Source organism: Paenibacillus hemerocallicola (genome assembly GCF_006265175.1).
Lineage (GTDB): Bacteria > Bacillota > Bacilli > Paenibacillales > NBRC-103111 > Paenibacillus_AB > Paenibacillus_AB hemerocallicola.
The window spans coordinates 1-22,282 of record NZ_VDCQ01000070.1; the positions used below are offsets into that span (position 1 = coordinate 1).

Annotated in this window: 18 protein-coding genes; 11 read left to right on the forward strand and 7 right to left on the reverse strand. The window is 54.9% G+C overall.

Annotated elements, in window-relative coordinates; translation table 11 throughout:
* The first annotated feature begins 668 nt into the window (after positions 1–668).
* The 3 genes from FE784_RS33415 to FE784_RS41670 are packed head-to-tail and all read left to right on the forward strand — an operon-like array spanning position 669 to position 2,285.
* Positions 669–899, forward strand: a complete 231-nt coding sequence (locus FE784_RS33415) for a LacI family DNA-binding transcriptional regulator (protein ID WP_218103856.1) — start codon at positions 669–671, stop codon at positions 897–899.
* Positions 900–952: 53 nt separating this feature from the next.
* A complete protein-coding gene (locus tag FE784_RS33420) occupies positions 953–1,651 on the forward strand; it encodes a substrate-binding domain-containing protein (RefSeq protein ID WP_139606593.1) in 699 nt (232 codons plus the stop codon).
* Positions 1,652–1,685: 34 nt separating this feature from the next.
* Positions 1,686–2,285, forward strand: a complete 600-nt coding sequence (locus tag FE784_RS41670) for a glycosyl hydrolase family 28-related protein (RefSeq protein WP_218103857.1) — start codon at positions 1,686–1,688, stop codon at positions 2,283–2,285.
* 306 nt (positions 2,286–2,591) lie between these two features.
* On the opposite strand, the gene FE784_RS33430 is transcribed toward FE784_RS41670, so the two are convergent.
* The 3 genes from FE784_RS33430 to FE784_RS33445 form a co-directional block, all read right to left on the reverse strand.
* Positions 2,592–3,374 (reverse strand): ABC transporter ATP-binding protein, encoded by a 783-nt coding sequence (locus FE784_RS33430; RefSeq protein ID WP_139606594.1) that lies wholly within the window; start codon positions 3,372–3,374, stop codon positions 2,592–2,594.
* Between the two features lie 175 nt (positions 3,375–3,549).
* Complete coding sequence (locus tag FE784_RS33440; protein ID WP_139606595.1) at positions 3,550–4,854, reverse strand: MFS transporter; 1,305 nt, start codon at positions 4,852–4,854, stop codon at positions 3,550–3,552.
* Positions 4,855–5,003: 149 nt separating this feature from the next.
* Positions 5,004–7,271 carry a helix-turn-helix domain-containing protein gene (locus tag FE784_RS33445; protein WP_139606596.1) on the reverse strand — a complete coding sequence of 756 codons (2,268 nt, stop codon included), beginning with the start codon at positions 7,269–7,271 and terminating at the stop codon, positions 5,004–5,006.
* 393 nt (positions 7,272–7,664) lie between these two features.
* Between FE784_RS33445 and FE784_RS33450 the strand changes: the two genes are divergently transcribed.
* From FE784_RS33450 to FE784_RS33465, 4 genes are all read left to right on the forward strand, one after another.
* Positions 7,665–8,522, forward strand: coding sequence for an ABC transporter permease (locus tag FE784_RS33450; RefSeq protein WP_139606628.1), 858 nt, complete (start codon positions 7,665–7,667; stop codon positions 8,520–8,522).
* 16 nt (positions 8,523–8,538) lie between these two features.
* Complete coding sequence (locus tag FE784_RS33455) at positions 8,539–9,405, forward strand: carbohydrate ABC transporter permease (RefSeq protein WP_139606597.1); 867 nt, start codon at positions 8,539–8,541, stop codon at positions 9,403–9,405.
* A 58-nt stretch (positions 9,406–9,463) separates the two neighbouring features.
* The gene (locus FE784_RS33460; protein WP_139606598.1) at positions 9,464–10,993 is read left to right on the forward strand and encodes an extracellular solute-binding protein; all 1,530 of its coding nucleotides are present in this window, start codon (positions 9,464–9,466) and stop codon (positions 10,991–10,993) included.
* A gap of 272 nt (positions 10,994–11,265) precedes the next feature.
* Positions 11,266–11,961, forward strand: coding sequence for an SGNH/GDSL hydrolase family protein (locus FE784_RS33465; RefSeq protein WP_139606599.1), 696 nt, complete (start codon positions 11,266–11,268; stop codon positions 11,959–11,961).
* Between the two features lie 218 nt (positions 11,962–12,179).
* Here the strand turns inward: FE784_RS33465 and FE784_RS33470 are convergent, their stop codons facing one another.
* Entirely contained in the window at positions 12,180–12,437 is a 258-nt protein-coding gene (locus FE784_RS33470) for a YqkE family protein (RefSeq protein WP_139606600.1), read from the reverse strand.
* 256 nt (positions 12,438–12,693) lie between these two features.
* Here FE784_RS33470 and FE784_RS33475 point away from each other — a divergent pair, with 256 nt between their 5' ends.
* From FE784_RS33475 to FE784_RS33485, 3 genes are read left to right on the forward strand one after another with little or no spacing between them, the layout of a single operon-like run.
* A complete protein-coding gene (locus FE784_RS33475; protein WP_139606601.1) occupies positions 12,694–14,220 on the forward strand; it encodes an extracellular solute-binding protein in 1,527 nt (508 codons plus the stop codon).
* 57 nt (positions 14,221–14,277) lie between these two features.
* Positions 14,278–16,137: a cache domain-containing sensor histidine kinase gene (locus tag FE784_RS33480; RefSeq protein ID WP_246132304.1), complete on the forward strand. Its 1,860-nt coding sequence runs from the start codon at positions 14,278–14,280 to the stop codon at positions 16,135–16,137.
* Positions 16,134–17,729: a response regulator transcription factor gene (locus FE784_RS33485; RefSeq protein WP_139606602.1), complete on the forward strand. Its 1,596-nt coding sequence runs from the start codon at positions 16,134–16,136 to the stop codon at positions 17,727–17,729. The genes FE784_RS33480 and FE784_RS33485 overlap by 4 nt, the downstream gene beginning before the upstream one ends.
* Before the next feature lie 391 nt (positions 17,730–18,120).
* Here the strand turns inward: FE784_RS33485 and FE784_RS33490 are convergent, their stop codons facing one another.
* From FE784_RS33490 to FE784_RS41265, 3 genes are all read right to left on the reverse strand, one after another.
* Positions 18,121–19,488 carry a UDP-glucose dehydrogenase family protein gene (locus tag FE784_RS33490; protein ID WP_139606603.1) on the reverse strand — a complete coding sequence of 456 codons (1,368 nt, stop codon included), beginning with the start codon at positions 19,486–19,488 and terminating at the stop codon, positions 18,121–18,123.
* A gap of 21 nt (positions 19,489–19,509) precedes the next feature.
* Positions 19,510–20,664 (reverse strand): glycosyltransferase family 4 protein, encoded by a 1,155-nt coding sequence (locus FE784_RS33495; RefSeq protein ID WP_139606604.1) that lies wholly within the window; start codon positions 20,662–20,664, stop codon positions 19,510–19,512.
* Positions 20,665–20,731: 67 nt separating this feature from the next.
* Positions 20,732–20,896, reverse strand: coding sequence for a hypothetical protein (locus FE784_RS41265; RefSeq protein ID WP_176706695.1), 165 nt, complete (start codon positions 20,894–20,896; stop codon positions 20,732–20,734).
* Between the two features lie 209 nt (positions 20,897–21,105).
* Between FE784_RS41265 and FE784_RS33500 the strand changes: the two genes are divergently transcribed.
* On the forward strand, positions 21,106–22,068 hold the full coding sequence (locus FE784_RS33500) for a metal-dependent hydrolase (RefSeq protein WP_139606605.1): 963 nt from the start codon (positions 21,106–21,108) through the stop codon (positions 22,066–22,068).
* The last annotated feature ends 214 nt before the right edge of the window (positions 22,069–22,282 follow it).

Consider the following 22,282-nt stretch of genomic DNA (forward strand, 5'->3'; position numbering starts at 1 on the left):
ATAGTGCTGAAACCAACCTTATTTAGGGCACGGACCGATGAGATCCGGCCGAAATCGGGCTCGCTGAAGGTAATAAGGTTGAAATCAGCACTATAGTCGGCACGAAGTGGGAAAACGGCGCGGATAGTGCTGAAACCAACCTTATTTAGAACACGGACCGATGAAATCCGATGAGCAACAGCGTTGCATGACGGTGTCAACCCGAGAAAGCAAGTACAAGAAGAGGGCAGTGTATCCTATGCGGAGCTCCCGAGTGCCTTCCTCCTCCGAATTCAATGAATTGATTAATACAAACGTGTGCGCAATGCCTTTAACACTCCATTAACGGCAAAACTGCAAACAATCCGCGCAACAAGGAGATTTAAAATTATTTTGAAACGGCTGTGGAAAGCATCGTCTTGCACAATACCATTCGCGATAAATCGTATTATCCGTTCGTCGCTTGAAGATATTGAATTGCCCGATGTGACAGCTGCCCCCATTTGAATCCCGGCCGATACGATCATTGCATGGCCTGACCCTGATCGGTTTGCCTGCGGGGTGTCGGCGTATAAGCCGACGATTGCGGTTGCCCGGCATCAAAAAAGATCCGTGTGGAATCAATACAAAAAAACTATTGTATTTTTATGCACACGTTTGTTATCAGGAAGCTGGAGGGGATTTCCATCATGATCACGATTAAAGATATCGCCAGAGCCGCAAGCGTCAATCATTCGACCGTTTCCAGGGCATTGCGCGACGATCCCCGCGTGAGTGCCGCGATGAGGGAAAAAATTCATGCGATTGCCCGACAAATGAACTATGTGCCGAATTTGGCCGCGAGGAAGCTGGTACGGCAAAAAACGATTTCGTCGGACTCATTTGGCCGACGAAGGAAGGACTGTTTTTCTACAATCTGAATATCCAGCTGCAAAAGGAAGGCGCCAAGCGGGGATACCGGATTGTGCAAATTATGGACGAACCGGTTGAAGCGATGCGCGCTTTCAATCAATTCGCAGTCGACCATGTCCTGTTATGGAGCGTCTATCCGACTATGCCCGCATCCTTTACGACCGAAATTGAGCGCTTTCAAGGGGAGGTGCTGACGATGGGCGGTCCGAAGCTGGAAGGGACTCATTGGCTTTCCATCGACAGGCAAGGGGCGTTCGTTCAAGCGGTCCGTCATCTGACCGAGCTGGGGCACCGCAGGATTGCCTATGCCGGAGGAAAGATCAACATGGAGAAGCTGTACGGCTTCATGCAGGGAGTGGCCGAATGCAGAGCCGAATACAGCTCCGACTATTTCCTCGATTATTACGGCGATTCCTTCGAGAGCGACGTCGCGAATTTGCTCTCCAACGTCAAACGTCCTACCGCCATCGTCGTCGATTCCCAGCACTGCCTGTTCCGGCTGATGCGGGTGTTGCGGCAAATGGGCGTGACCGTTTCGAAAGACATGTCCATCGTCGTTTACGACGACACGCCGGAAATGGAAACGTACGAGATCGCCTTTACGACGATCGGTCCCTCGATCCGGGAGCTGGCCGTAAAAGCGTGGGATATTATAACGGCCGAACGCGATGAAGACGAGGCGGGTTCATTCGTAGAGGAGGCGGTGACGGCAAGCCTGATATCCAGACAATCGGCAAGACGTGTCGAGCCCGAGCAATGATGCTTGTCAGTTCTACGATTAGGGAGGTTTGCGTATGGAGAGGACTACCCGCGTGGAGAATGAAGGAGCCGAAACCAACGAAATTCGGCAAGCGGCGACGATGAGCCGGAGAAAACTGCTCGCATCAATGGGAATTGCCGGAACCGCGGCCTTATGGGGCCGCTCCTTCGTCGATGAAGCATTTGGAGCCGGAGCTTTTCCCGTTCATGCCGCCGTGTACGGCGGCTCGGCGGGCGGAGAATGCTGCTGTACGGTCACCACCATTGCGGAGCTTCGAGCCGACCCGGCTCCGAGTCCGGACCAAGTATATTGGATTGGCGATCCGATGCGGGAAGGATGGTTTTATCCCGACGCGGACGATCTGCTCTCGGCCGATAATACAGGTACCGTTCTTGTTTCAGTATCCGGCATGCGAATCAAGCGGCTGCTCTATAACGGGACGTTGGATGTCCGGTGGTTCGGGGCGGTCGGGAACGGGATGACCGACGATACGGCGGCTATTCAGGCGGCGCTGGATGCGGTTCCGTCCGGAGGAACCGTATGGATTCCGGAAGGCGAGTATCGGATCGACGCGTTGATCGAGCTTCGGCCGAAAAGCTATACCGATCTGCGCTTGTCGCCGGCGCAATATTGAAAGCGATTTCAAACTCTTCGGAGAAATACAGCGTCATTACCGTCCTGAATCGAACCCGCGTTACCGTACAAGGCGGTACGATCATCGGCGAGCGCAACGAGCATTCGGGGACGACCGGGGAATGGGGGATGGGCATTTCCTACGGAAGTCCCCGTCCGGAAGCCGGTACGCGATTACGGTCACGGATGCGGGCGCCGTCGTCACCAGTGCGATCGTCTGATTGAAAGAATAACAAGGTTGGATGGCAAGACAGGGTGCAGCAGGACCGAACCGTGCGTCAAGCCGGCTTGCCCTGCTGTGTCTTTTCTACGAAACCACCCGTAGCCAAGCCCGGTCGTACCGCCATTCCACTTCGACGGGGGCTTGGAAAAAATCGGTCAGATAGGGACCCGTCAGCACCTCCTGCGTCGGGCCGGAGCGGTATATTTGACCGGATCGGACTAGCAGCGCTTTCGTGAAGGCCGGAATAATTTCCTCGATATGATGGGTTACGTAAATCAAGTTCGGCGCATCGGGCTGCGCTACGAGGTTCTGAATGCTCGAGAGCAGCTGCTCTCGAGAGAACACGTCCAATCCGTTGCACGGCTCGTCCAGAATGAGCAGCTTCGGCGACGCCATGAGCGCCCTTGCGATCAGCACCTTCTGCTTCTCGCCCTGCGAGCAGGAATGGTAGTGCCGGTCGTACAGATGGGATACGCCCAACTGCTTCATAAGCGACTGCGCCCGCTCCAGGTCCCCATCGTCGGGCTTGTCGTATAATCCGATCGTGGCATGCTTGCCGCTCAAGACGACGTGCTGGGTCCGGTCGTTCATATGAAGCCGTTCCTGCAGCGAAGAGCTGACCCAGCCGATCGATTTGCGCAGCTCGCGCAGGTCGACGGTGCCGTACTCGTGGCCGAGCACGCTCACTTGGCCTTCGGTCGGCCAAATATAGCCGGTAATCATATTGAGCAGTGTCGTTTTACCCGAGCCGTTCAAGCCCAGAATGGCCCAATGCTCACCCGAATCGACTTGCCAGTTCATATTTTGCAGCACGATTTTGTCCTCGCGCTTCCATGTGACGTTGCGTACGTCTACAACCAAGCTCATGACAGGTCCCTCCCGGCTAATCGATGTTTCCGCTTATTGGTTTAAGCTCGATTGTACCATATTCGCCGATGGCCGAAGCATGATTTTGTTAAAATAAAGGACAAGGAAGCGAAGGAGGATGTCGGCATGAATATTATCCGGCCGGAACGGGAGCGACCGGTCCGATCATGTCCGTCTACATCCGGGATTTGGACGGCAATTTGTTGGAAATCTCGAATGTGATTTCCAAATGATCGCCAAGACCGGATATCGGTCCTTGGCTATTTCCGGGCCGGATCCAAATGAGCGTGATGCACATGGCGGCGGCGCATAGCGAGGCGTATGAATAGAAGACGGCCCCGTGACCGCCTTTTGCCAGCAGCGCGGTAGCCGGAGGCCCGGCTGCTACGCCGATAAATCTCATGCTGCTGTACAAGGATGTTACCGCTCCGCGCTGCTTCTTGGCGATGCCTTCGGTGAGAAGCGCATCCATAACAGGCAGGGCGATGCCGAAGCCGGCCCCTGCGACGGAGAGCAGGGACAGCCATCCGAATACGGAAGACGGTACGATCCAGGCTACGGCCAACATCACCGCTGCGCCGGATGCGAGACCGGCGGCGGAGAGCCATTTCATGACGGTCTTATTCCGGCCGACCAGTTTGCCGGTCATATAGGAGGCGGAGCACAGGAAAAGCAGCGGAATGGCCAGCAGCCAGCCTTTCGCGATCCCGTGAATTCCGAAACGGTCCTCGAGCATCGAGGAAAGGTGGAACAGAAAGCCGAACAGTACGAACATCAAAATGCCGCCGGAGGCGAAGACGGGCAGAAGCCAACGCTGTTTCTCCCTCAGCACGCGAAGGACAGGGCTCAGCATTGCCTTGAAGCCGGGCGACGGCTCATCCTGTTGCGGCTTCGGTACCTTGAGCAGCAAGAGGAGCAGGCCGATGGAGAGGGCGCACAGAACCGGAATAGAGAAGAACGGAACGTACCAGGCCCAGGCGGCCAGCGCGGAGCCCAGCACCGGGCTCAGCACTTTGCCGAACGTATTGGCCGTTTCCACGAGGCCGAGTCCTTTGCTCACGTCCTTCTCGTCCCGGAACAAGTCGCCTACGAGCGGCAGGACGATCGGGAATGCGCCTGCCGCCCCGATCCCTTGCACGAGGCGGCCCAGCAGAATGAGCGTATAGGCCGCTCCGGCGGAGAACAAAGCGGCGAAACCGCAGACGAGTCCGCCGATTGCCGTCACGATAAGGCTGGGGATCATCACTTTTTTGCGTCCGAAACGGTCCGAGAGCATCCCGGCCGGCGGAATGAGCAGAATGGCCGTAATGGCATAAGCGGTAATAATGAAGCTTGTCTGCAGCTGTGTCAAGCCGAGCTTCCCCTGGATGACCGGAAGCACCGGAATGAACATGGAGTTTCCCAGCGTCATAATTAGCGGGACGGATGCAATCGCGATCAGATCCCGTTTTTTGGAACGTTCCGACTCGTTTGCGGGCATTAGGGACCGTGCCTTTCCGAAAAAGGGTGAATGGGAGCAAACGCTCGACCATATTGCAGTTTCCGGCGGTCCGGTCAACATATGGATAAGATGTGCCGGAAGCCGGGGCTGTATGCATCCCTTTCGGTACGAGGCCAAGTCGATCCCGCTTATCCGCCCTGCTGAGACGTTTTGCGGAATTCGCCGGGCGGCAGTCCGGCATACCGTTTGAACATGCGGATGAACGAGTTCACGTTATGGTAGCCGACCCGCACGGCTACGTCCTGTATTTTCATGCTCGAGTTTTGCAGCATGTCTTTGGCGATGTTGACCCGCATGCCGTTCAAGTAATCGCTGAAATTCATTCCCGTCTTTTCTTTGAAATAAGTCGACAAATAGGCTCCCGTAATGTTCAGCTTGTCGGCCAGCATCTCCAGCGACAGCTCCTCGCCGTAATGATGGTCCAAATAATCGAAGACGAAGCTCGTGATCGGATCGCGGGCTTCTTTCTTTTGCTTGATCCAGCCGGCCGCCTCGCCCAAAAATTCGCTCCAGAACGTCTCGTACTGCTCCAGCGTATGGCAGTCCGCGAGCAGCTCCTGCGGGGAATCGTCGTCTTTGCGCATGCGTCCGTCCAATTGGAGAGCGGTCAGCGTCCGTAAGACTTTGCTCAGAAGGTCCCGGGAGAAGTCCGCGAACTCGCCGGCAGCGGCCTGCTTCTTGTGCATCGCCGACATGATCCGGATAACCTGATGCACGACCGCCTGGCCATTGCCCGCCTGCAGGTTGGCGTGGAATTCTTGCTCCTCCATAAGCGTCAGTGCGTGGTAGGCGGCTGGCTCGCCCATTTCCGTCACGATTTGCGTCTCCTCGCCGAGCGGCCGGAACTTCAGCTTGGCCAGCGCGCGCTCGTAAGCTTCGGTGAATTGGGACGAGTCCGTATATTGCGGGCTTGTGGCAATGGTCAAGAAGCAGTAATGCTTGTCGCGGTCGAAAATCTCCTTCATCCGATCCAAGGTCTCGATAACCGGAGGCTCGCCCTCCTTCGGAAAAACAAGGGCGAGAATTTGGTTTTTCTCGATCTGGAACACGGTGGACTCCGCGTACTTATCCGCAAGGGCGGTCGAGATGTATTCCTTGAGGAAATAGGCCGCAAAGTCCGAATCCGTCTCCATATTCTCGTAATACCGTCTACGGAACGTGATGTTGAACACGGTGAGAACGAACGGTTTGTTGGAAACGTCCGGCTCTTTCCAGTCCAGTCCGCCGGTGCGGATCATCTTCAGCTTGTTCGTGTAGGCGTAATATTTAAGCTGCGAATTTTTTTGCCGCAAATCCTCGTGAATGACCCGGTTCGTCCGGAGAAGGTCGCTCAGCCGGTCGCCGATGATGGCGAATTCCTTGATTTCCGATCTCCGTCTGGAAGACGATGGCCCCGCGTTCAGCTCCTGGATCGACTGCACGATTTTTTTCAGCGGATTGTTCATCCGGATGCTGAACAGCACGGACGTGCCGATGCTGATGACGACGGCCACCACGAGCAGCGACCCCAATATGACGTTCAAACGGACGATTTGCGAGGAAATGCCGGCATTCGGCACGATATTGATGTAGGTCAAGCCGCTGCCCGCATTTTTCGAGTAAAAGTAATAATCGGTACCGATTTTCAAATGGCCTTCTTGCCCCGGAAGCTCCTCCAGCGTTATAGTCTGCTCCGTATCGACCGACGAAAACATCGTCTGGCCCTGTTCGTTCATCACGATGAAATTCCGGTTGATCGATTGGTGAAACGCGCCGAACATTTTCCCCGCGTCCAGCATCGCTATGATGAGCAGCTTGGAGTTGGAATTGTCCTTGATGACGAACGGGATCATCTGGCCTTTCGACGCTGGGGCGTTTTCCCAGGACATATCGACAAAGGCGGAAGACGGGTAAGCTGTGTATGTGTAAGATTGGTTGAATTCATTTTTCCAAAATTCGTAGTCGTACAGATCACTCTTGTAATATTTCGAGAACATCGTTTCCGCTTGGCTCGTCCCGTCTCTTTCTATAATGAAACCGGTTTCGCGAAAGTATAAGACAAGGTTGTTCAAATAAAGGTTGTCGTTGCCGATCGTATTGCGGATATTGGTGCGGATTTGGCTGGCTACGTCATAATGGATTCGCGGCGAGCTTATTTTCAGCAGCTCGACCTCGGAGCTGAAGTACAGGCTGAACGCTACGTTACGGATGAGCGTCATATGCTTCTCGTAATCGTTCACCGTCTTGTCGAGGTTAAGCTTGTTATAGCGCAATATTTCGTTCGTCACATTGTTGCGGAAAAACGTATACGACAAAAAGTTGAAGGAGATGAGCAGGACGATAATCGCCATGAAGCTGGTCAACAGCTTGAAGAATAGAGAATTGGCATTTTGACGCAGCTGTTCCAGTTTCCCCATACTCGCACGCTCCCCTTCCGGATGAAGTAGTGGAGTTCATTATATCATTTGACTTCCCGCGTTTGAACCCCGACCGGGCCTTTCCCACATATTCACTTCTTTAACCAATACGCAATTCTATGGATTTCCGTACATCCGTAGACCGTTTAAAGAATTGGCCATAGGCGCGGCCGGTTCCGGTTGGTAAGATGAGTCCCACAAGCGAAGTCGACGCGAACCGATGCGGGACGACGCGAGAAAGAAAACGCATACAAAAATAGGCATAGGTAAGGGGGCGATCGTTTGGCTCGATCGGGAACCGCACAGTCCGCGCTTGCGACGGCGGCGGATTCGAATCCCGTCGTCAGACGCGGATTCGCGAACAAATTCAGGAAAAGCAAATATTTGCTGCTCATGTTTCTGCCATGCTTCATCTACTTCGTCTTATTCAAATATTTGCCGATGTTCGGGATCGTCATCTCGTTCAAAAACTACAACCTGTATAAAGGCATATGGGAAAGCAGCTGGGTCGGACTGAAATATTACCGGATGTTTTTTGAAAATCCCGACTTTTTCAAGCTGCTGCGCAATACGATATTGCTCGGCTTCTACAAGCTGCTGTTCGGCTTTCCGGCTCCCCTCATTCTGGCGCTGCTGCTGAACGAATTGAAAAATCAGGTGTTCAAGAGGTTCGTGCAGACGGTCAGCTATTTGCCGCATTTCATCTCGAACGTCGTCGTGGCCAGCATGGTCGTCATGTTCCTGTCTCCGAGCACGGGCACGATCAACCATATTATCGAGTGGTTCGGCTTCGAGCCGATCAACTTCATGGTCAAGCCGGGGCTGTTCCGCTCCATCTATGTCGTATCGGAAATATGGCAGCATATCGGCTGGGAAACGATCATCTATTTGGCAGCGCTTACCGCGATCGATCCGATGCTGTACGAAGCGGCCGAAATCGACGGGGCGAGCCGATGGAAGAAGCTCGTTCACGTCACGCTTCCTGGCATCGCGCCGGCTATTGTCATCCTGCTCATTCTGAACGTCGGGAAGGTGCTCGAGATCGGCTTCGAGAAGGTGTTCCTGCTCTATAATCCCGCTACTTACGAGACCGCCGATATTATAAGCACCTACGTATATCGGGTGGGCCTGATGGAAGGCAATTTCAGCTACGCGTCCGCAATCGACTTGTTCACCGGCGTCGTCAGCCTGATCTTCATTCTTACGACGAACTATATCAGCCGCAAGGTAAGCGAAACGAGCCTGTGGTAGGAAGGGGAAGCCCCGCATGAAAAAACGATTCAGTCTGTTCACCGTCTTCAATGTCATCTTCCTGCTGTTCGTAGTCGTCGCGACGCTGTACCCGTTCCTCCATATGCTGGCCGTTTCGCTCAGCAAGGACATCTATGTGATGAAGGGCGAAATATCGATATGGCCGAAAGGCTGGAACCTCGATATGTACAAGCTCGTGCTGAAGGACCCGCGCATCGCGACCGGCTATGTCAACACGATTATTTATGTGACGCTCGGTACCGCGATCGCGCTGCTGGTCACTTCTCTCGGCGCCTATGCGCTGTCCAAGAAAGAGATGCTGTTCAGTAAAGGCTTTACGCTTATGGTCATCTTCACGATGTTTTTCAGCGGCGGCATGATCCCCACCTTTCTCGTCGTGAAAGGGATGGGGCTTATGGATACGATATGGGCGATGGTGCTGCCCGGCGCGGTCAGTACATGGAACCTGCTCATTATGCGGACGTTCTTCTCCGGCGTTCCGGTGGAGGTGGAGGAGTCGGGCAAGATGGACGGCCTGACCGATCTGGGCATCTTTTTCCGCATCGTAGCTCCGCTGTCCAAGGCGGTGTTCGCCACTATCGGCTTGTTCTATGCCGTAGCTTTGTGGAACAACTTTTATTATCCGCTGCTGTACTTGCGGGACCCGGACTTGTTCCCGCTGCAGGTTATTCTCCGCAACATCGTGCTGGCCGGGCAAGTCAACTCCGGCGATGTAACTAGCGTCGGCGGAGACAATATGATCGTCGAGGAGTCTTTGAAATTCGCCACCATTATCGTATCCACGGTCCCCATTCTCTTGCTGTACCCGATGCTCCAGAAGCATTTCGTCAAAGGAGCTATGATCGGGGCGGTCAAGGGCTGACTCATACAAAGGTTGTTCCCGTTCAGGTGGGGTATAATGAACAAGAGGAGAGATGAACATGAGAAAAGGGTTGTCGATTACGACGGCAGTCGGGCTGTCCCTCGCCATTGTCGCAGGCTGCTCGGGGTCCAAAACAGAAACGACGGGTGACGCGGGAACGCCGTCCACCTCCAACGCTCCGGTCAAGCAAACGTTCTCCATGCTGACCGAGTCGCATCCCAGCTGGCCGTACAACAAAGATTGGCTCATCTGGAAGCTGCTCGAAGAGAAGACCGGCGTCACGATCGATATGCAGGTGCCGTCCGGCAAGCTGGACGAAGCGGTCAACCTCGCGATCGCATCCGGCAATATGCCCGACATGATGTTCATGCTGAGCGACCAGACGGCCAACAAATTCGGCCAGCAAGGCGCCCTCGTCAACATTCTCGACTATGTGAACGAGATGCCGAATTTCAAAAAGTGGATGGATAAATATCCGGAAATATCCAAATCGGCGATTGCCGCCGACGGCAAAATGTATAAATTTCCGAACGAAGGCTTCGGCGAGACGAACCGGATGATCTGGCTGGTCCGGGATGACGTATTCAAGCAGCACGGACTGACGGCGCCGAAAACGTACGACGAGCTGTACACCGTATTGAAGAAGCTGAAGGAGCTGTATCCCAACAGTTACCCGCTCGCATTCCGTTCGGGCGCTTCGCTTAACATGATGAAGAACCTGTCGGCCAACTTTTCCACGAATGAAGGATACTACTATGAGAACAACGAGCTGAAGTACGGTCCGATCAGCGATAATTACAAAAAAATAGTCGAATACTTGAACAAGTTTTACAAGGAAGGGCTTATTCCGCCGGACTGGCTGACGATGGATACGAAGCAATGGCAAGACATCATGTCGACGAACCGTTCCTTCGTGACGTTCGACTACATTAGCCGGATCGATTTCTTCAACCTGGCTCTGCGCAAAGACAATCCGAATTTCAATATGGCTTTCATGGCTCCTCCGGCCGGTCTGCCCGGCGGCAAGCAATTGAGCGCCTATACGCAGTTCGTGGAATCCGGTCTGACCGTATCCTCCAAGTCGAAAAACATTAAAGGCGTCATGAAATACATCGACTTCTACTACTCCGATGATGGCCGCAACGTCGCCAGCTGGGGCAAGGAAGGCGAGACGTATACGGTAACGAACGGCAAGAAGCAGCTCATCAAGGACAAATTCGTGGACGTATCGGATATGCGCAAAAAGACCGGTCTGGCCACGAACGGCGTATATACGTGGATCGACTTTGACGCCCACCTGTCGCTCGCCTCGCCGGAGCTCCAAGCCGCTTATCCGGAAGCCCGCAAATACGACGACGTATTCCGGGCGAGAGCAAGCTTTAACGAGAAGGAGCAGGAGATCATTTCCACATCGGGACTGGCCATCGACAAGCACCGCGAGGAAAGCATCACGAAGTTCATTCTGGGAGAGAAAAGCTTGAACGATTGGGACAAATACGTCGACGAAGCGAAGAAGCTCGGCCTGCAAAAGGTGATGGACACCTACAAAACGGCTTATGAGCGCGCGGCGAAGACAAGCTTGAAGTAATAAGGAATACCCGTAATAAGCGCACCCCTTGGTCATCGGAGAGATGTTACTCCGAAGTCCGAGGGGTGTTTGTGTTTACGAATTATGGTTCCGGCCTTCTGGGGCCAGCGAGCTTCGGCATTCCTTACCGTCAACTCTTATGGCATTCGGGGCGCGTTTGTAGATGAGAAGATGGTGTGAAAATTGACGAAACTTCCGGAATGCCCGCGAATTGTGTCCTATAATAAGAGCGGAACCCGATTGCATAGCGGGAGTGGAAGGGGCGAAGCCATATGAACTCAGCCGATTGGAAAAGCAAGCTGATGAACGGGGAGCCGGTAACGGTCGTAGCGTACGGAGACAGTTGGACGTACGGCAGCGTGGCCGATGGATGGTACGAGGCGAGAGAGGCGGGGCTGGATGCGGAGCTGATTCACGGTTCCTGGGTGCTGCAGTTGAGAAAGCATTTGCAGAGCATCAATCCGAATGCGGTCGTCCATAATCGCGGCAAGGGAGGCTGGACCAGCATCCAAGGGCTGGATGCGTTCGGCGAAAGGGTCGCCGAGCTGCGGCCGGATGTGCTGCTGCTGAACTTCGGCATCAACGATTGGAAAAGACCGATACCGCTCGGCGAGTATCGGGCCAGCATGGAGCGGATATTGGACGAGACGAAGGCGATCGGCAGCGCCTGCCTGCTCTGGACGTCGGGACCGTTGTCCACGATATCGGGACAAACGTATGGCTGGAAAAACCCGGTTGCAGACGAAGCGTTTCCCGCGACGTTCGACCAGTACAGCGATACGATCCGGGAGCTCACGGTATCCCGCAATCTCCCGCTGGCCGACGCCGAGCGGGAGATCGAAGCGGAGTGGCGGTCCGGTACGGATATATCCGGCTGGTTTTTCGACGCCATCCACTTTACGCAGCAAGGACACGACCGGATTTTCAATTGCATCAGACGGACGATCGAGAGCGTCGGGCAAGGCTGAGGGGACAGGTTAAGGAAGCGGACATAACGGAACTACGGTTCGTTATTGGCTCGATCTGGAGTGACTATGAGATTATAAAGGAACGGAGTTCCGTTACACGCCCTCTTTGTTTGCGGTTCAGGCGCAGATGGAGGCGATAACGGAACACCGTTCCTTTATTCTCGGGAAATATCGGGAAATATCCGAGTTAGAGGAATAGATTTCCGCTATTTGCGGATTCACTTGAACTTGCGCCAGTCCATCCCGCTCTTCTCGAGCAAATGGCCGAAATCGTTATCGAGCCGCTTCTGCTCGGCTTTGCGCGCTTCTTCCTCGCGCTTGCGGATGTCTTCCTTGCGTTTTTCCTCGGCCGCCTTCAACTCGTCGCCGGTCGCCTTCAGCTTCTCCACGACGGCGGGATTCAGCAAATCTTTCAGCGTAGCCGGCTTGTCGGAGGAGGCTGGGGCCGAAGGTGCGGGTCTTCTCGATTTTGCCAACAGGGTTCACCTCGTTTTCTTTTTTTCATTATACCAGTTTTGCGGTCGTCGATCTAAGGGTGGCTGTCGCGGCTGCAGCACTTCGTCTTGGCATCGCGATGACATTTAATGAAGCGATTGGGAAGGGTGCCCAAGTTTCTTTTTTACCGGCAAAGTGATAAAATAAAGGGCAAAAGCTGAAAGCGTTTGCGAACGTTTACAGGGGGCTCGCGGACGGTTATCCGCCTCATTCGTTTCGGAGGAAAGGAATTGGCGCATGGGGAAAATAAAAAAGAGAAGGCTCATCGCATCGGTTGCAGCGGCAGCGGGTGCCGTTGCTATTGCCGCCATCGTCTGGTCGCTCTTTTCATCAAAGGGGGAGCAGGGGGGGAGTCCGAACGGCGAGAAGGAGAAAATTTCCATTGTTATTAGTGGTTTAGGGATGACTTTTCCAGCGGGAATGAACGAAAACAAAAACCCGTACTTGGATTATATCGAGAAGAGCACGAATCTGGACATCAACGTATTTCTTCCTCCGATCGAAAGCTACGAGGAGAAGCTGAACATCATGATGACGTCCAGCAGTTTGCCGGATATGCTGTACACGGGTAACAAGGTGTGGCTCGCGAACTACGTCCACCAAGGCAAGCTGAGGCCGCTGGACGAAGAAATCGCGAAGTACGGGCCGGCGCTGAAGGAGAAAATACCGCAGAAGGCGTGGGACCAGGTAACGTTCAACGGCCGTATTTATGCGATCCCGAGCATGAATGAAGTGAAGGGCATCGAGCTGATGTATGTGCGGAAAGATTGGCTGGACCGGCTCGGTCTTAAGCCGCCCAAGACGCTTGACGAGTATTACGTGGTCATAAAAGCATTCGCCACCCAGGACCCGGACGGCAACGGCAAGCACGATACGATCGGGTTGCTTGTGACGGAAAATTTGGGGCGGACGGCTCCGCTATTCGGCGCGTTCGGCATCCAGCTCAACCAATGGCTCGAGCAGGACGGCAGGCTTGTCTACGCGAATACTACGCCGCAGGCGAAAGAGGCGATCGCCTTCCTGCGCAGGCTGTATGAGGAAAATTTGATTGATCCCGATTTCCCGCTGAACCGCATTCAAAATTTATATTACGATAAAATCGTATCCGGCAAAGTCGGGCTGTTCTCGGCGACATGGTACGATACACGGGGGCCGATCGAGCAGAACAAGCAGCGAGATCCGAAGGCGGAATGGATTCCGCTCGAATATCCGACAGGGCCGCAAGGATATAAAGGGGTATACGCCGCCAATCTCGTTCGCGGCTACGGCGTCGTTCCCGAGAGCAGCCCGAATGCGGCGAATGTCGTCAAGCTGCTCAATTTTATTGCCGGAGAAGGCCATCGCGATTTGAAGCTCGGGTTCGAGAATCAGGTATGGTCGATGAAGAACGGCAAGATGGTCACCGATTTTTCCGAGCATAACAAGCATTTGTACCGGGGCATTTATACCGCGCTAGTCGACGTGGTCGAGCCGGAGATGGATAAGCAGCGGCTGGACTCGATCGGCGAGCAGTTTCATTTGTACGATAATTTGAAGCGGATCGAGGGCAACTTGATTTCAAACAAATTTACCGGTCTGCCGACGACGTCAATGGGTCAATACATGTCCAAGCTGACAACGTCGATGCAGGATTCGTTTATCGAGATGATCGTCGGCGTCACGCCGCTCGACGCATTCGAGGACAATGTCGCCCGATGGAAATCGGAGGGACTGGATGAAATCACTAAAGAGGTGAACCAGTGGTATGCTTCGACCTCCAAATAAGCGTCGAGTGATCGGGCGTTCGGTTCGCGATCGGCATTTTGAACAGAAACGGGGGTTTTGAAGATACGCCTGCTTCGCTGGTTCACCCGGCTTTATCATCAAAACATCCAGCTAAGGTTAACGATTTATTTTTTGTTCATTTTGCTGCCGTTAGTCGCGGTCAGTTTGTTCTCGACGTTCCGATCGCAGGATTTGCTGGTCGAGCAGACGACCGAGCGGACGAGAACGGCGCTCTCCTCCTCGATGGACTATATCGATTTGACGCTGCAGAACGTCGAGGAAATTTCCACGGTCATCGCCACGGACAGCAATATGCTCCGACTGCTGGAGAAGTCCGGACCGGGGCTTTCCCCGCAGGCGGTGCTCAATTTTCTGGACCTGCTGAAGCAATTGTCCAGCATAACCTCGATTAACCATATGATCTCGCAAGTTTCGATCTATCATTCGCCCTCGGGCGTGCTCTTGTCGACGACGAACGGCAGCAAGCGGGTGACGAATCCCGCCCAGCAGGACTGGCTGGCGCAAATGGCCCGTTTCAGCGGCAGCGGCATCGTGTACACAATGTCCGAGGAGCCGACGCCGGAAGGCAAGACGTTCGGCGATCTGATCGGAGCCGACGGCATCTCGCTCGTTCGCGTGATGGATCTGAACAATCCGCTGCGGCAGCCGAACTTGCTCGCGGTCACGCTGAGCAAAGCGAAGCTGCTTAATTTGATTCATTCGTTGCTCCCGTCGGAAAATGCGCAAATTTATTTGATGAACGACAACAGGAAAATCATTACCGGCTCGGACGATGCGACCGCAGAGCAATTGTCCGCCCGAATGGCCGACGAAGACATGTTTACGGTGCAGGTCAATTCGAAATATTACAAATGGTCCCTCCTCCTCATGCAGCCGCGCAAGGAAGTATACGCGAAGTCCGAGCAGATGCAGCTCTATACGTATGTCATTATCGGCATCAGCGTGCTGCTGGCGCTATGGATTTCGTGGGCGGTATACAGCGGTATCGCGTCTCCCGTGCAGAAGCTGATGCAGGGGATGAAGCGGGCGGGCAGCGGCAATTTCAATGTGAAGCTGGAAAACGACCGGCAGGACGAGTTCGGCTATTTGACCCAATCGTTCAACCAGATGATCCTTGATCAGAAGCAGCTGATCGAGCACGGCTACGAGCAGCAGCTCCGGCTTGCCGTCACGGAACTGAAGTTTTTGCAGACGCAGATCAATCCGCACTTTCTGTACAATACGCTGGACTCGATTTATTGGGCCGCCAAAAACTACGAGGCGGACGAAATCAGCGAGATGGTGCTGAACTTGTCCCGCTTTTTCCGGCTTAGTCTGAATAAAGGAACCGATACGTTCACGGTCGAAGAGACCGTGGCGCATCTGCACTACTATGTGCGGGTGCAGCAGCTCCGATTTTTGGACAAGTTTTCGGTAGCCTACGACATTCAGGAGGAGAGCAAGACGATCCCGATCATGAAGCTGCTGCTGCAGCCGCTCGTCGAAAACGCCATTCTCCATGGCTTGGAGCAGCGGGACCGCGGAGGCGAGCTGATTGTCCGAGCCCGTCTGGAGGACGGCTTCGTGCATATGACGGTAACGGATAACGGAGTCGGCATGCCGCAGGACCGTCTCCGCTATATTAGCGGGGAGCTTGAGCGGGTATTCGCTCCGGACAAGCCGGGACTGTCGCTCCCGCCTTGGGAAAACGCCAAAGATTTGTACGGTCTGCGCAACGTGGCGTCCCGCGTCCGGATGGTATACGGCAAACGGTCGCGGATGGAAATCGATAGCCGGGAGGGAGAGGGAACGTCCGTTACGGTGCGTCTACCGCTCGACCGGTGCAAGGAAATGCTTCAGCTTTCGCCCGAACGGGCGGATACCGACAACGAGAAGGAGGCGGGAGGGTCCGTATGAACTTGCTCATCGTGGAAGATGAAATCCGGCTGTGTTACAGTCTGGTCAACAATCTCCCTTGGGAGCAGCACGGCATCGAAATTGTAGGCATGGCCCACAACGGACTCGATGCGCTCGAGCTGATCGAACGCAAGAAGCCCGATCTGCTGCTGCTCGATATTCAAATCCCCGGGGTCGACGGGCTGACCGTAGCGAAGAAGGTCCAAGAGCAGGGCACGATGACGAAGACGATCATCCTGAGCGGTCACGACAATTTTACGTATGCGCAAAAAGCGCTCGAGTTCGGCGTGTACAAATATTTGCTGAAGCCGGCCGGCGATGCGGACATTATGGAGGCGGTGCTGAACGCGGCCGAGCAGCTACGGCGCGAGCTTGAGCTCAAGCACAGCCAGGATGTGCTGCAGGAGAAGTGGCGGCACAATTTGCCGAACCTGCAGAACAACTTTTTCGTCAACTGGCTGAACGGCAAGTTCGTGGAATGGGAAATCACGCAACGGAGCCTGGACGTGCAGCTCGAGCTGGAGCGGGAAGCCCGGTATGCGGTAGTCGCCGTCGATATGGACCCCGTGCCGGAGCAGGAGACGAGATTTTCTTCGCAGGATATGCCCGTGCTGCAGTTCGCGCTCGGCGGTATCGCCAAGGAAGCGATGCCCGGCTTCTGGGTATGCTCCGATCCCGGGGGGCCGACGGCGCTTATTTTCAAGGCCGCCTTTGATAAAGACGCGGATGCGGTCATGCTCCAGGTGAATACGGATGTGGCCCGGCTGCTGTCCACGGTCAAGGAATGCTTGAAGCTTACCGCGAGCGGCGGCATTTGCCGTACGACCGGAAGCCGCGAAGAGGTTCCGGAGCTTTACCGGCAGGCGGTTCGCGCGCTTCAGAACCGGATCGTATACGGCGGGAACATCGCGATCCCGTTTCGCGAGGAGCCGGGCAACAAGCCGGTGCTGCCGGCGGACGCGAATCTGGAGAAGACGCTGGAAATCGCCCTGCAGACCGGCGACGAGGCCAAGGCGGCGGAAACGCTCGAGCAGCTGTGGGCGATGAGCGGCATCATGACGGCGGAGTCGGTGGATGACGTCCAGGAAAATGTCATGTTTTTCGGCGCGCTGCTCATCCGGATCATGCAGAAGCAAGGCTGGCCGTTCAAGGAGCTGACCGGCGACGATTTCGCGCATTTCCTCAATCCGCAGGCGCTCGGGCATAAGGAACAAATCCACGCCATGCTGATCCGGGTCGTCCGGCGGGCGGCGATATACGTGCAGAAGCAGCGCATGTCCGTCAGCCACCAGATCGTGAAGCAGCTGCTCGGAATCGTCGAGGAAGAGATGGATCAGGAAATATCGCTGCATCAGGTAGCCGACCGCCTGTACGTCAATTCGTCCTATTTAAGCCGATTGTTCAAGCAGGAAACGGGCAAGTCGTTCTCCGCCTACGTGATCGAGCGCAAGATGGAGCGCGCCAAGGCGGCACTGCTCGACGGCGCCAAAATCAGCGAAGCGGCCAGCATGGTCGGCTATCATGACGGCAGCTATTTCACACGCGTATTCCGCAAATATTGGGGTATGACGCCAGGCGAAGTAAGACCGTGACACCTTCTGTGCGAATGGGCGAAGCGCCTAGCGCATGGTTCCGGATCGCTTGCAAATAAATTGCGTTGGAAGCCCTCACTGACGATGAGGGCTTCTTCAATGCATTTCTGCAAAGCGCTTCTATTCGCTTGTGACTCCGAGTATAGCGGAACGGTTTTCCGTTATGCTCCCGATCTCCGCAATATTTCCGAAAATAGCGGAACAGCGTTCCGTTATATCCGATTGTTGAGCAGAAAGGTGGCCGAAACAGTGGAATAACGGATTTTTTTTCCGTTATCGCTCCGTCGAGAGCGAGATTCGGAGAAATAGCGTACGTACGTTCCGCTATTTTTGCTGCTGCAATAGAAAACTGACGCGCACCGCCAGAACAGCTGCGCAAAAGAATGTTTCGTCAAAGACGCGCCGACAACCGGTTGAACGTTCCCGGGTCGGCTGGGCCGATCGCGACGTTCACGACCGCCGGCCGACCGACAGACAAGTATGTCAGGCCGTACGCCTCGGCGACGGCCTTCATCCCGTCCAAGGCCAGCATGTTCCGGCCGTCGACGATCAGACCGGCACGAACCGTTTCCCGCACTTTCCGCCAATCGAGAAGCCGGAATTCGTCCCATTCGGTCAGCAGCACGATAGCATCGCAGGCTCGGATGGCCAAGTACATATCGTCATGAACGGCGACTTCACGGATCGGATACCGTCGGACCATCGGATCGTAAGCGTTGAGGATCGCCCCTTCCGCCGCAAGCAGCCGGCTGACGACCAGCGAGGGAGCCTCGCGAATATCGTCCGTCATCGATTTGAAGGCGAGGCCCAATAGAGCGATGCGGGCGCCGCGAAGCGTGGAGAGCGCGGATTTCAATTTATCCAGGATGACGTGAGGCTGCGCGGCGTTGACCCGTTCGGCCGCATCGATCAGAGGGAGCTCGCAGCCGACGGACTGGCCCAAAGTCTGCAAAGCTTTCATGTCTTTGGGAAAGCAGGAGCCGCCGTAGCCGATGCCGCTCTGCAGGAAGAGGGGGCCGATTCTGCGGTCCGAGCCGATTCCTTCCGCTACTTCGTCGACATCGATGTCAAGCTTGTCGCTCAGGTTGGCGATCATATTGACGAATGATATTTTCATCGCAAGAAAGGCGTTCGAAGCGTATTTGATCAATTCCGCGCTGCGTCTGTCGCAGTATTGGATCGAAGCCGGGATGCCCGCGTGCAGCTCCTTCATCGCGAGGCGAGCTTCTTCCGTATTGCAACCGACAACGATGCGGTCGGGACGCAGGAAGTCCGGTACGGCGCTGCCTTGCCGAAGAAACTCCGGATTGTGGACGACATCGACGATCCGGCAGCGGGCTGCATGGTCCCGCAGCAGTTGCTCCACGCTGTCGCATGTGCCGACCGGCACGGTGCTTTTGACGACGAGCAGCTTCCTGCCCCGGGCGGAATGGGCGATGCGATTGACGTTGACGACCGACCATAAGGCGGTCAAGTCGGCCTCTCCGTCGGAACGCGACGGAGTACCCACGGTGATATACAAAATATCCGATTGCCCGATCGACCAGTCCAGCTCGTTCGTAAATCGAATGCGGCCGTCGGCCAACGCCTTCTTAAGAAGCGGCTCTAGCCCCTCTTCGAATATGGGCAATTTCCCAGAAGCCAATAGTCCGATTTTTTCGCTGTCGCTGTCCGCGCATATCACCTCATGTCCCAAGGAAGCAAGGCAAGCCCCGGCTACCACGCCGACATACCCCGAGCCGATTACCGTTATTTTCACAGGTTTCTTCCCCCTCCATGATTACGCGGAATGCGACTGATCTTTGGGATTGTTCCCGGATCCCGCAAGCTGTCCGTACCGTTCGATAAGACCGTCGAAGATCGCATCCCACGACTGGCATAAGGCATAGGCTCTCGCTTGGCTGCCTGCCGTATCCAGAAGCGAAGGATTTTGCATGACCCGGGCGATCGTATGAACGAAAGCTTCCCCATCGCGAGGAGGACACAGCCAGCCGGTCTTGCCGTCCCCGACAAGCTCTTTGACGCCGCCGGCCCGTGCTCCGATCACGGGAGTACCCGAGGCGAACGATTCCAGCACGACGTTGCCGAACGTCTCCGTACTGGACGGGAAGACGAACAGGTCGGCGGCGGCATACGCCTCCGCCAAAGGCTCGCCGCTTAAATAACCGGTAAACGTCGCATTTGCGGGAGCTTGCAGACGCAAATCGTTGAGAAGAGGTCCGCTGCCTACGAGCAGCCAATGAACGTTGTCCCGCAGCGATTCCGGCAATCCCGCCATGATGCTCAGCAATATATCGATATCCTTCTCGGGAGCGAAACGTCCGACGTACAGAAAAATATAACGTTCGCGGATTCCGTATTTTTCCCGGACGGAGCCGGTCTGTTTGCCCGGATCGAACAGATGGCAGTCTACGCCGCGCTGCCATAGGCCGACTCTCCGTATGCCTTGCCCGATCAACTGCTCCATCGTTTCCCGCGAAGGGGCGAGCGTGGTCAGGCACGACTCGTGAAACCAGCGCATATAGCGCCACAGCAAAGGGGACGCGAATTTCAGATGGTAGTAATCGAGATACCGGTCGAAGTGGGTATGATAGGAGGCGATGTGCGGAACCCCGTATTTTCTGCCGTAATGGAGACCGCACACGCCCATATTGAAGGGGGACGCCATATGGATGAGATCGGGACGGAACCGGCGAAGCTCGCTTCGGATCGATAAATAGTTGGGCAGCGCGATGCGGCATTCCGGGTAGAAGAACAAGGGGATGCTGGAGAAGCTGTGGATGTTGCTGCGGAACAAATCGTCGTCCGCGATTTTCGGGACGAATACGCGATGAGGCACCCGGCGGTGCTCCAAATGCCGAACCAGTCTGTTCAGGGTTAACGCCACACCGTTGACTTGGGGGTAATAGGTATCGGAGAACAGGGCAATGCGCATGAAATCCCTCCTCAATCATCGTTCAAGTTCGGTCGCGCCATGCGGATGATTTTTCGGGAATAAGCTGCTACTCTTGGACCACTCTGCGGCAAATCGTCATGTCGAGGCCGTATTTCTGCTTCAGCGACGGGATTCGATCCACGATAAACCAATAAATTTCCCGATGCCTCTGGTTGACAGGGCGCAATGTTTCTTGAATCCGTCCGTGGAGAACGACGTCAAATACAATCATCTCAGCACCTCCAATAAATTCGGTTGTTTTCATTGTAGAGACGAATGTTTAACCGAGTATTAGCGGAATGTTGCGAATTGATGAACTTACGAATTCTTAACATCATTCGGATTTTGCGTTGATCTTCATCGCTACAATGAAAGCGAACAACAAAATATGCCGCAAAGACGGAAAGTCGATAACAGCCTAAGAATAGGAGAATGATGACCATGGATACTGGCAGTCATTTGACAATGGGACTGACGCTTGCGGGCCTCGCTTATTTGGATCCGGCGGTGGCGCATAATCCGGATCTGGCCCAGGCGGTTTTGATCGGCACGATAGTAGGCTCGAATGCACCCGATTTTGATTCCGTCTTCCGGTTGAGGGGCTTCTCCTTCTACATTCGCTATCACCGGGGCATTACGCATTCGATTCCGGCTTTATTCATTTGGCCGGCCCTCCTTTCATCGCTGCTCTACTTCGCCTATCCATCCGCGGGCGGGTGGCTTCATCTGTACCTATGGAGCTTCATTGCGACCGTGCTCCATGTGTTCCTCGATCTGTTGAACGTATATGGGGTCCAGTGCATGCGGCCCGTTCACAAGAAGTGGCTTCATTTGGACATATTGACTATATTCGAACCGTTTTTGTTCGTCGTTCACGCTTTCGGCTTAGTGTTATGGCTGGCAATGGGGTACGATCCGGCTGCTGTTTTTTCATGGGTGTACGCCCTAAGCTTCGGATATATAGGGCTGCGTGCCGGGCATCATTGCATTTTGCTGCGACAAGTAAAACGGTTTATGGGCGTTGAAGGCATTTATCACGTATTGCCGGATGTGATCGGGTATAAATGGAGCTTTGTCGTGGAGACGGAGAGCAGCTTCTATACCGGGAAAATCGTATTCGGCGACATTACGGTCGAGCAGCAATACGCGAAGCAGGAAAAGAACGAAGTCGTTCAGGCGACGATGGCGACCGATGGGGTTCGGGCGTTTCTCGCCTTTGCCCAGCGGGTCCATGTGTCTTGGACCGAACGGCTGGACGGTTATGAGGTCGTCTGGAGCGAGGTTCGTTTCTGGTATGACCGCAAGCTGCCGTTCGGGGTAGTCGTCCGGTTGAACCGCGATTTGCAGGTCGTCGACACCAATCTCGGATGGCGCAAAAAGGCATGGTCCCCTCCATACGTATAAGGCGCGGGAATGTCGAGCCAGGTCGAACGCATAAAGCTGCAGCAAGCCCGGGACGGTTCGTTCCGGGCTTTTTGCGAACGATAAAGGAGGAGCGCATTTTGCCGGAGAGCCAGGGGATGCGCGGTCGGACCGAACCGTCATGTCGAACCGGACAACCCCTGCCATTAGGCGCACAGACCTTGTCACGAAAGTACCAAAACACGTAAAAGTAGTC

Excerpts from the sequence above, each read along its gene's own strand:
- FE784_RS33465 (WP_139606599.1), top strand. The coding sequence starts at position 11,266 with ATGAACTCAGCCGATTGGAAAAGCAAGCTGATGAACGGGGAGCCGGTA.
- FE784_RS33485 (WP_139606602.1), top strand. The coding sequence starts at position 16,134 with ATGAACTTGCTCATCGTGGAAGATGAAATCCGGCTGTGTTACAGTCTG.
- FE784_RS33495 (WP_139606604.1), bottom strand. The coding sequence starts at position 20,664 with ATGCGCATTGCCCTGTTCTCCGATACCTATTACCCCCAAGTCAACGGT.
- FE784_RS33450 (WP_139606628.1), top strand. The coding sequence starts at position 7,665 with ATGTTTCTGCCATGCTTCATCTACTTCGTCTTATTCAAATATTTGCCG.
- FE784_RS33430 (WP_139606594.1), bottom strand. The coding sequence starts at position 3,374 with ATGAGCTTGGTTGTAGACGTACGCAACGTCACATGGAAGCGCGAGGAC.
- FE784_RS33455 (WP_139606597.1), top strand. The coding sequence starts at position 8,539 with ATGAAAAAACGATTCAGTCTGTTCACCGTCTTCAATGTCATCTTCCTG.
- FE784_RS33475 (WP_139606601.1), top strand. The coding sequence starts at position 12,694 with ATGGGGAAAATAAAAAAGAGAAGGCTCATCGCATCGGTTGCAGCGGCA.
- FE784_RS41670 (WP_218103857.1), top strand. The coding sequence starts at position 1,686 with ATGGAGAGGACTACCCGCGTGGAGAATGAAGGAGCCGAAACCAACGAA.
- FE784_RS33415 (WP_218103856.1), top strand. The coding sequence starts at position 669 with ATGATCACGATTAAAGATATCGCCAGAGCCGCAAGCGTCAATCATTCG.
- FE784_RS33445 (WP_139606596.1), bottom strand. The coding sequence starts at position 7,271 with ATGGGGAAACTGGAACAGCTGCGTCAAAATGCCAATTCTCTATTCTTC.
- FE784_RS33460 (WP_139606598.1), top strand. The coding sequence starts at position 9,464 with ATGAGAAAAGGGTTGTCGATTACGACGGCAGTCGGGCTGTCCCTCGCC.
- FE784_RS33500 (WP_139606605.1), top strand. The coding sequence starts at position 21,106 with ATGGATACTGGCAGTCATTTGACAATGGGACTGACGCTTGCGGGCCTC.
- FE784_RS33440 (WP_139606595.1), bottom strand. The coding sequence starts at position 4,854 with ATGCCCGCAAACGAGTCGGAACGTTCCAAAAAACGGGATCTGATCGCG.
- FE784_RS33420 (WP_139606593.1), top strand. The coding sequence starts at position 953 with ATGGACGAACCGGTTGAAGCGATGCGCGCTTTCAATCAATTCGCAGTC.
- FE784_RS41265 (WP_176706695.1), bottom strand. The coding sequence starts at position 20,896 with ATGATTGTATTTGACGTCGTTCTCCACGGACGGATTCAAGAAACATTG.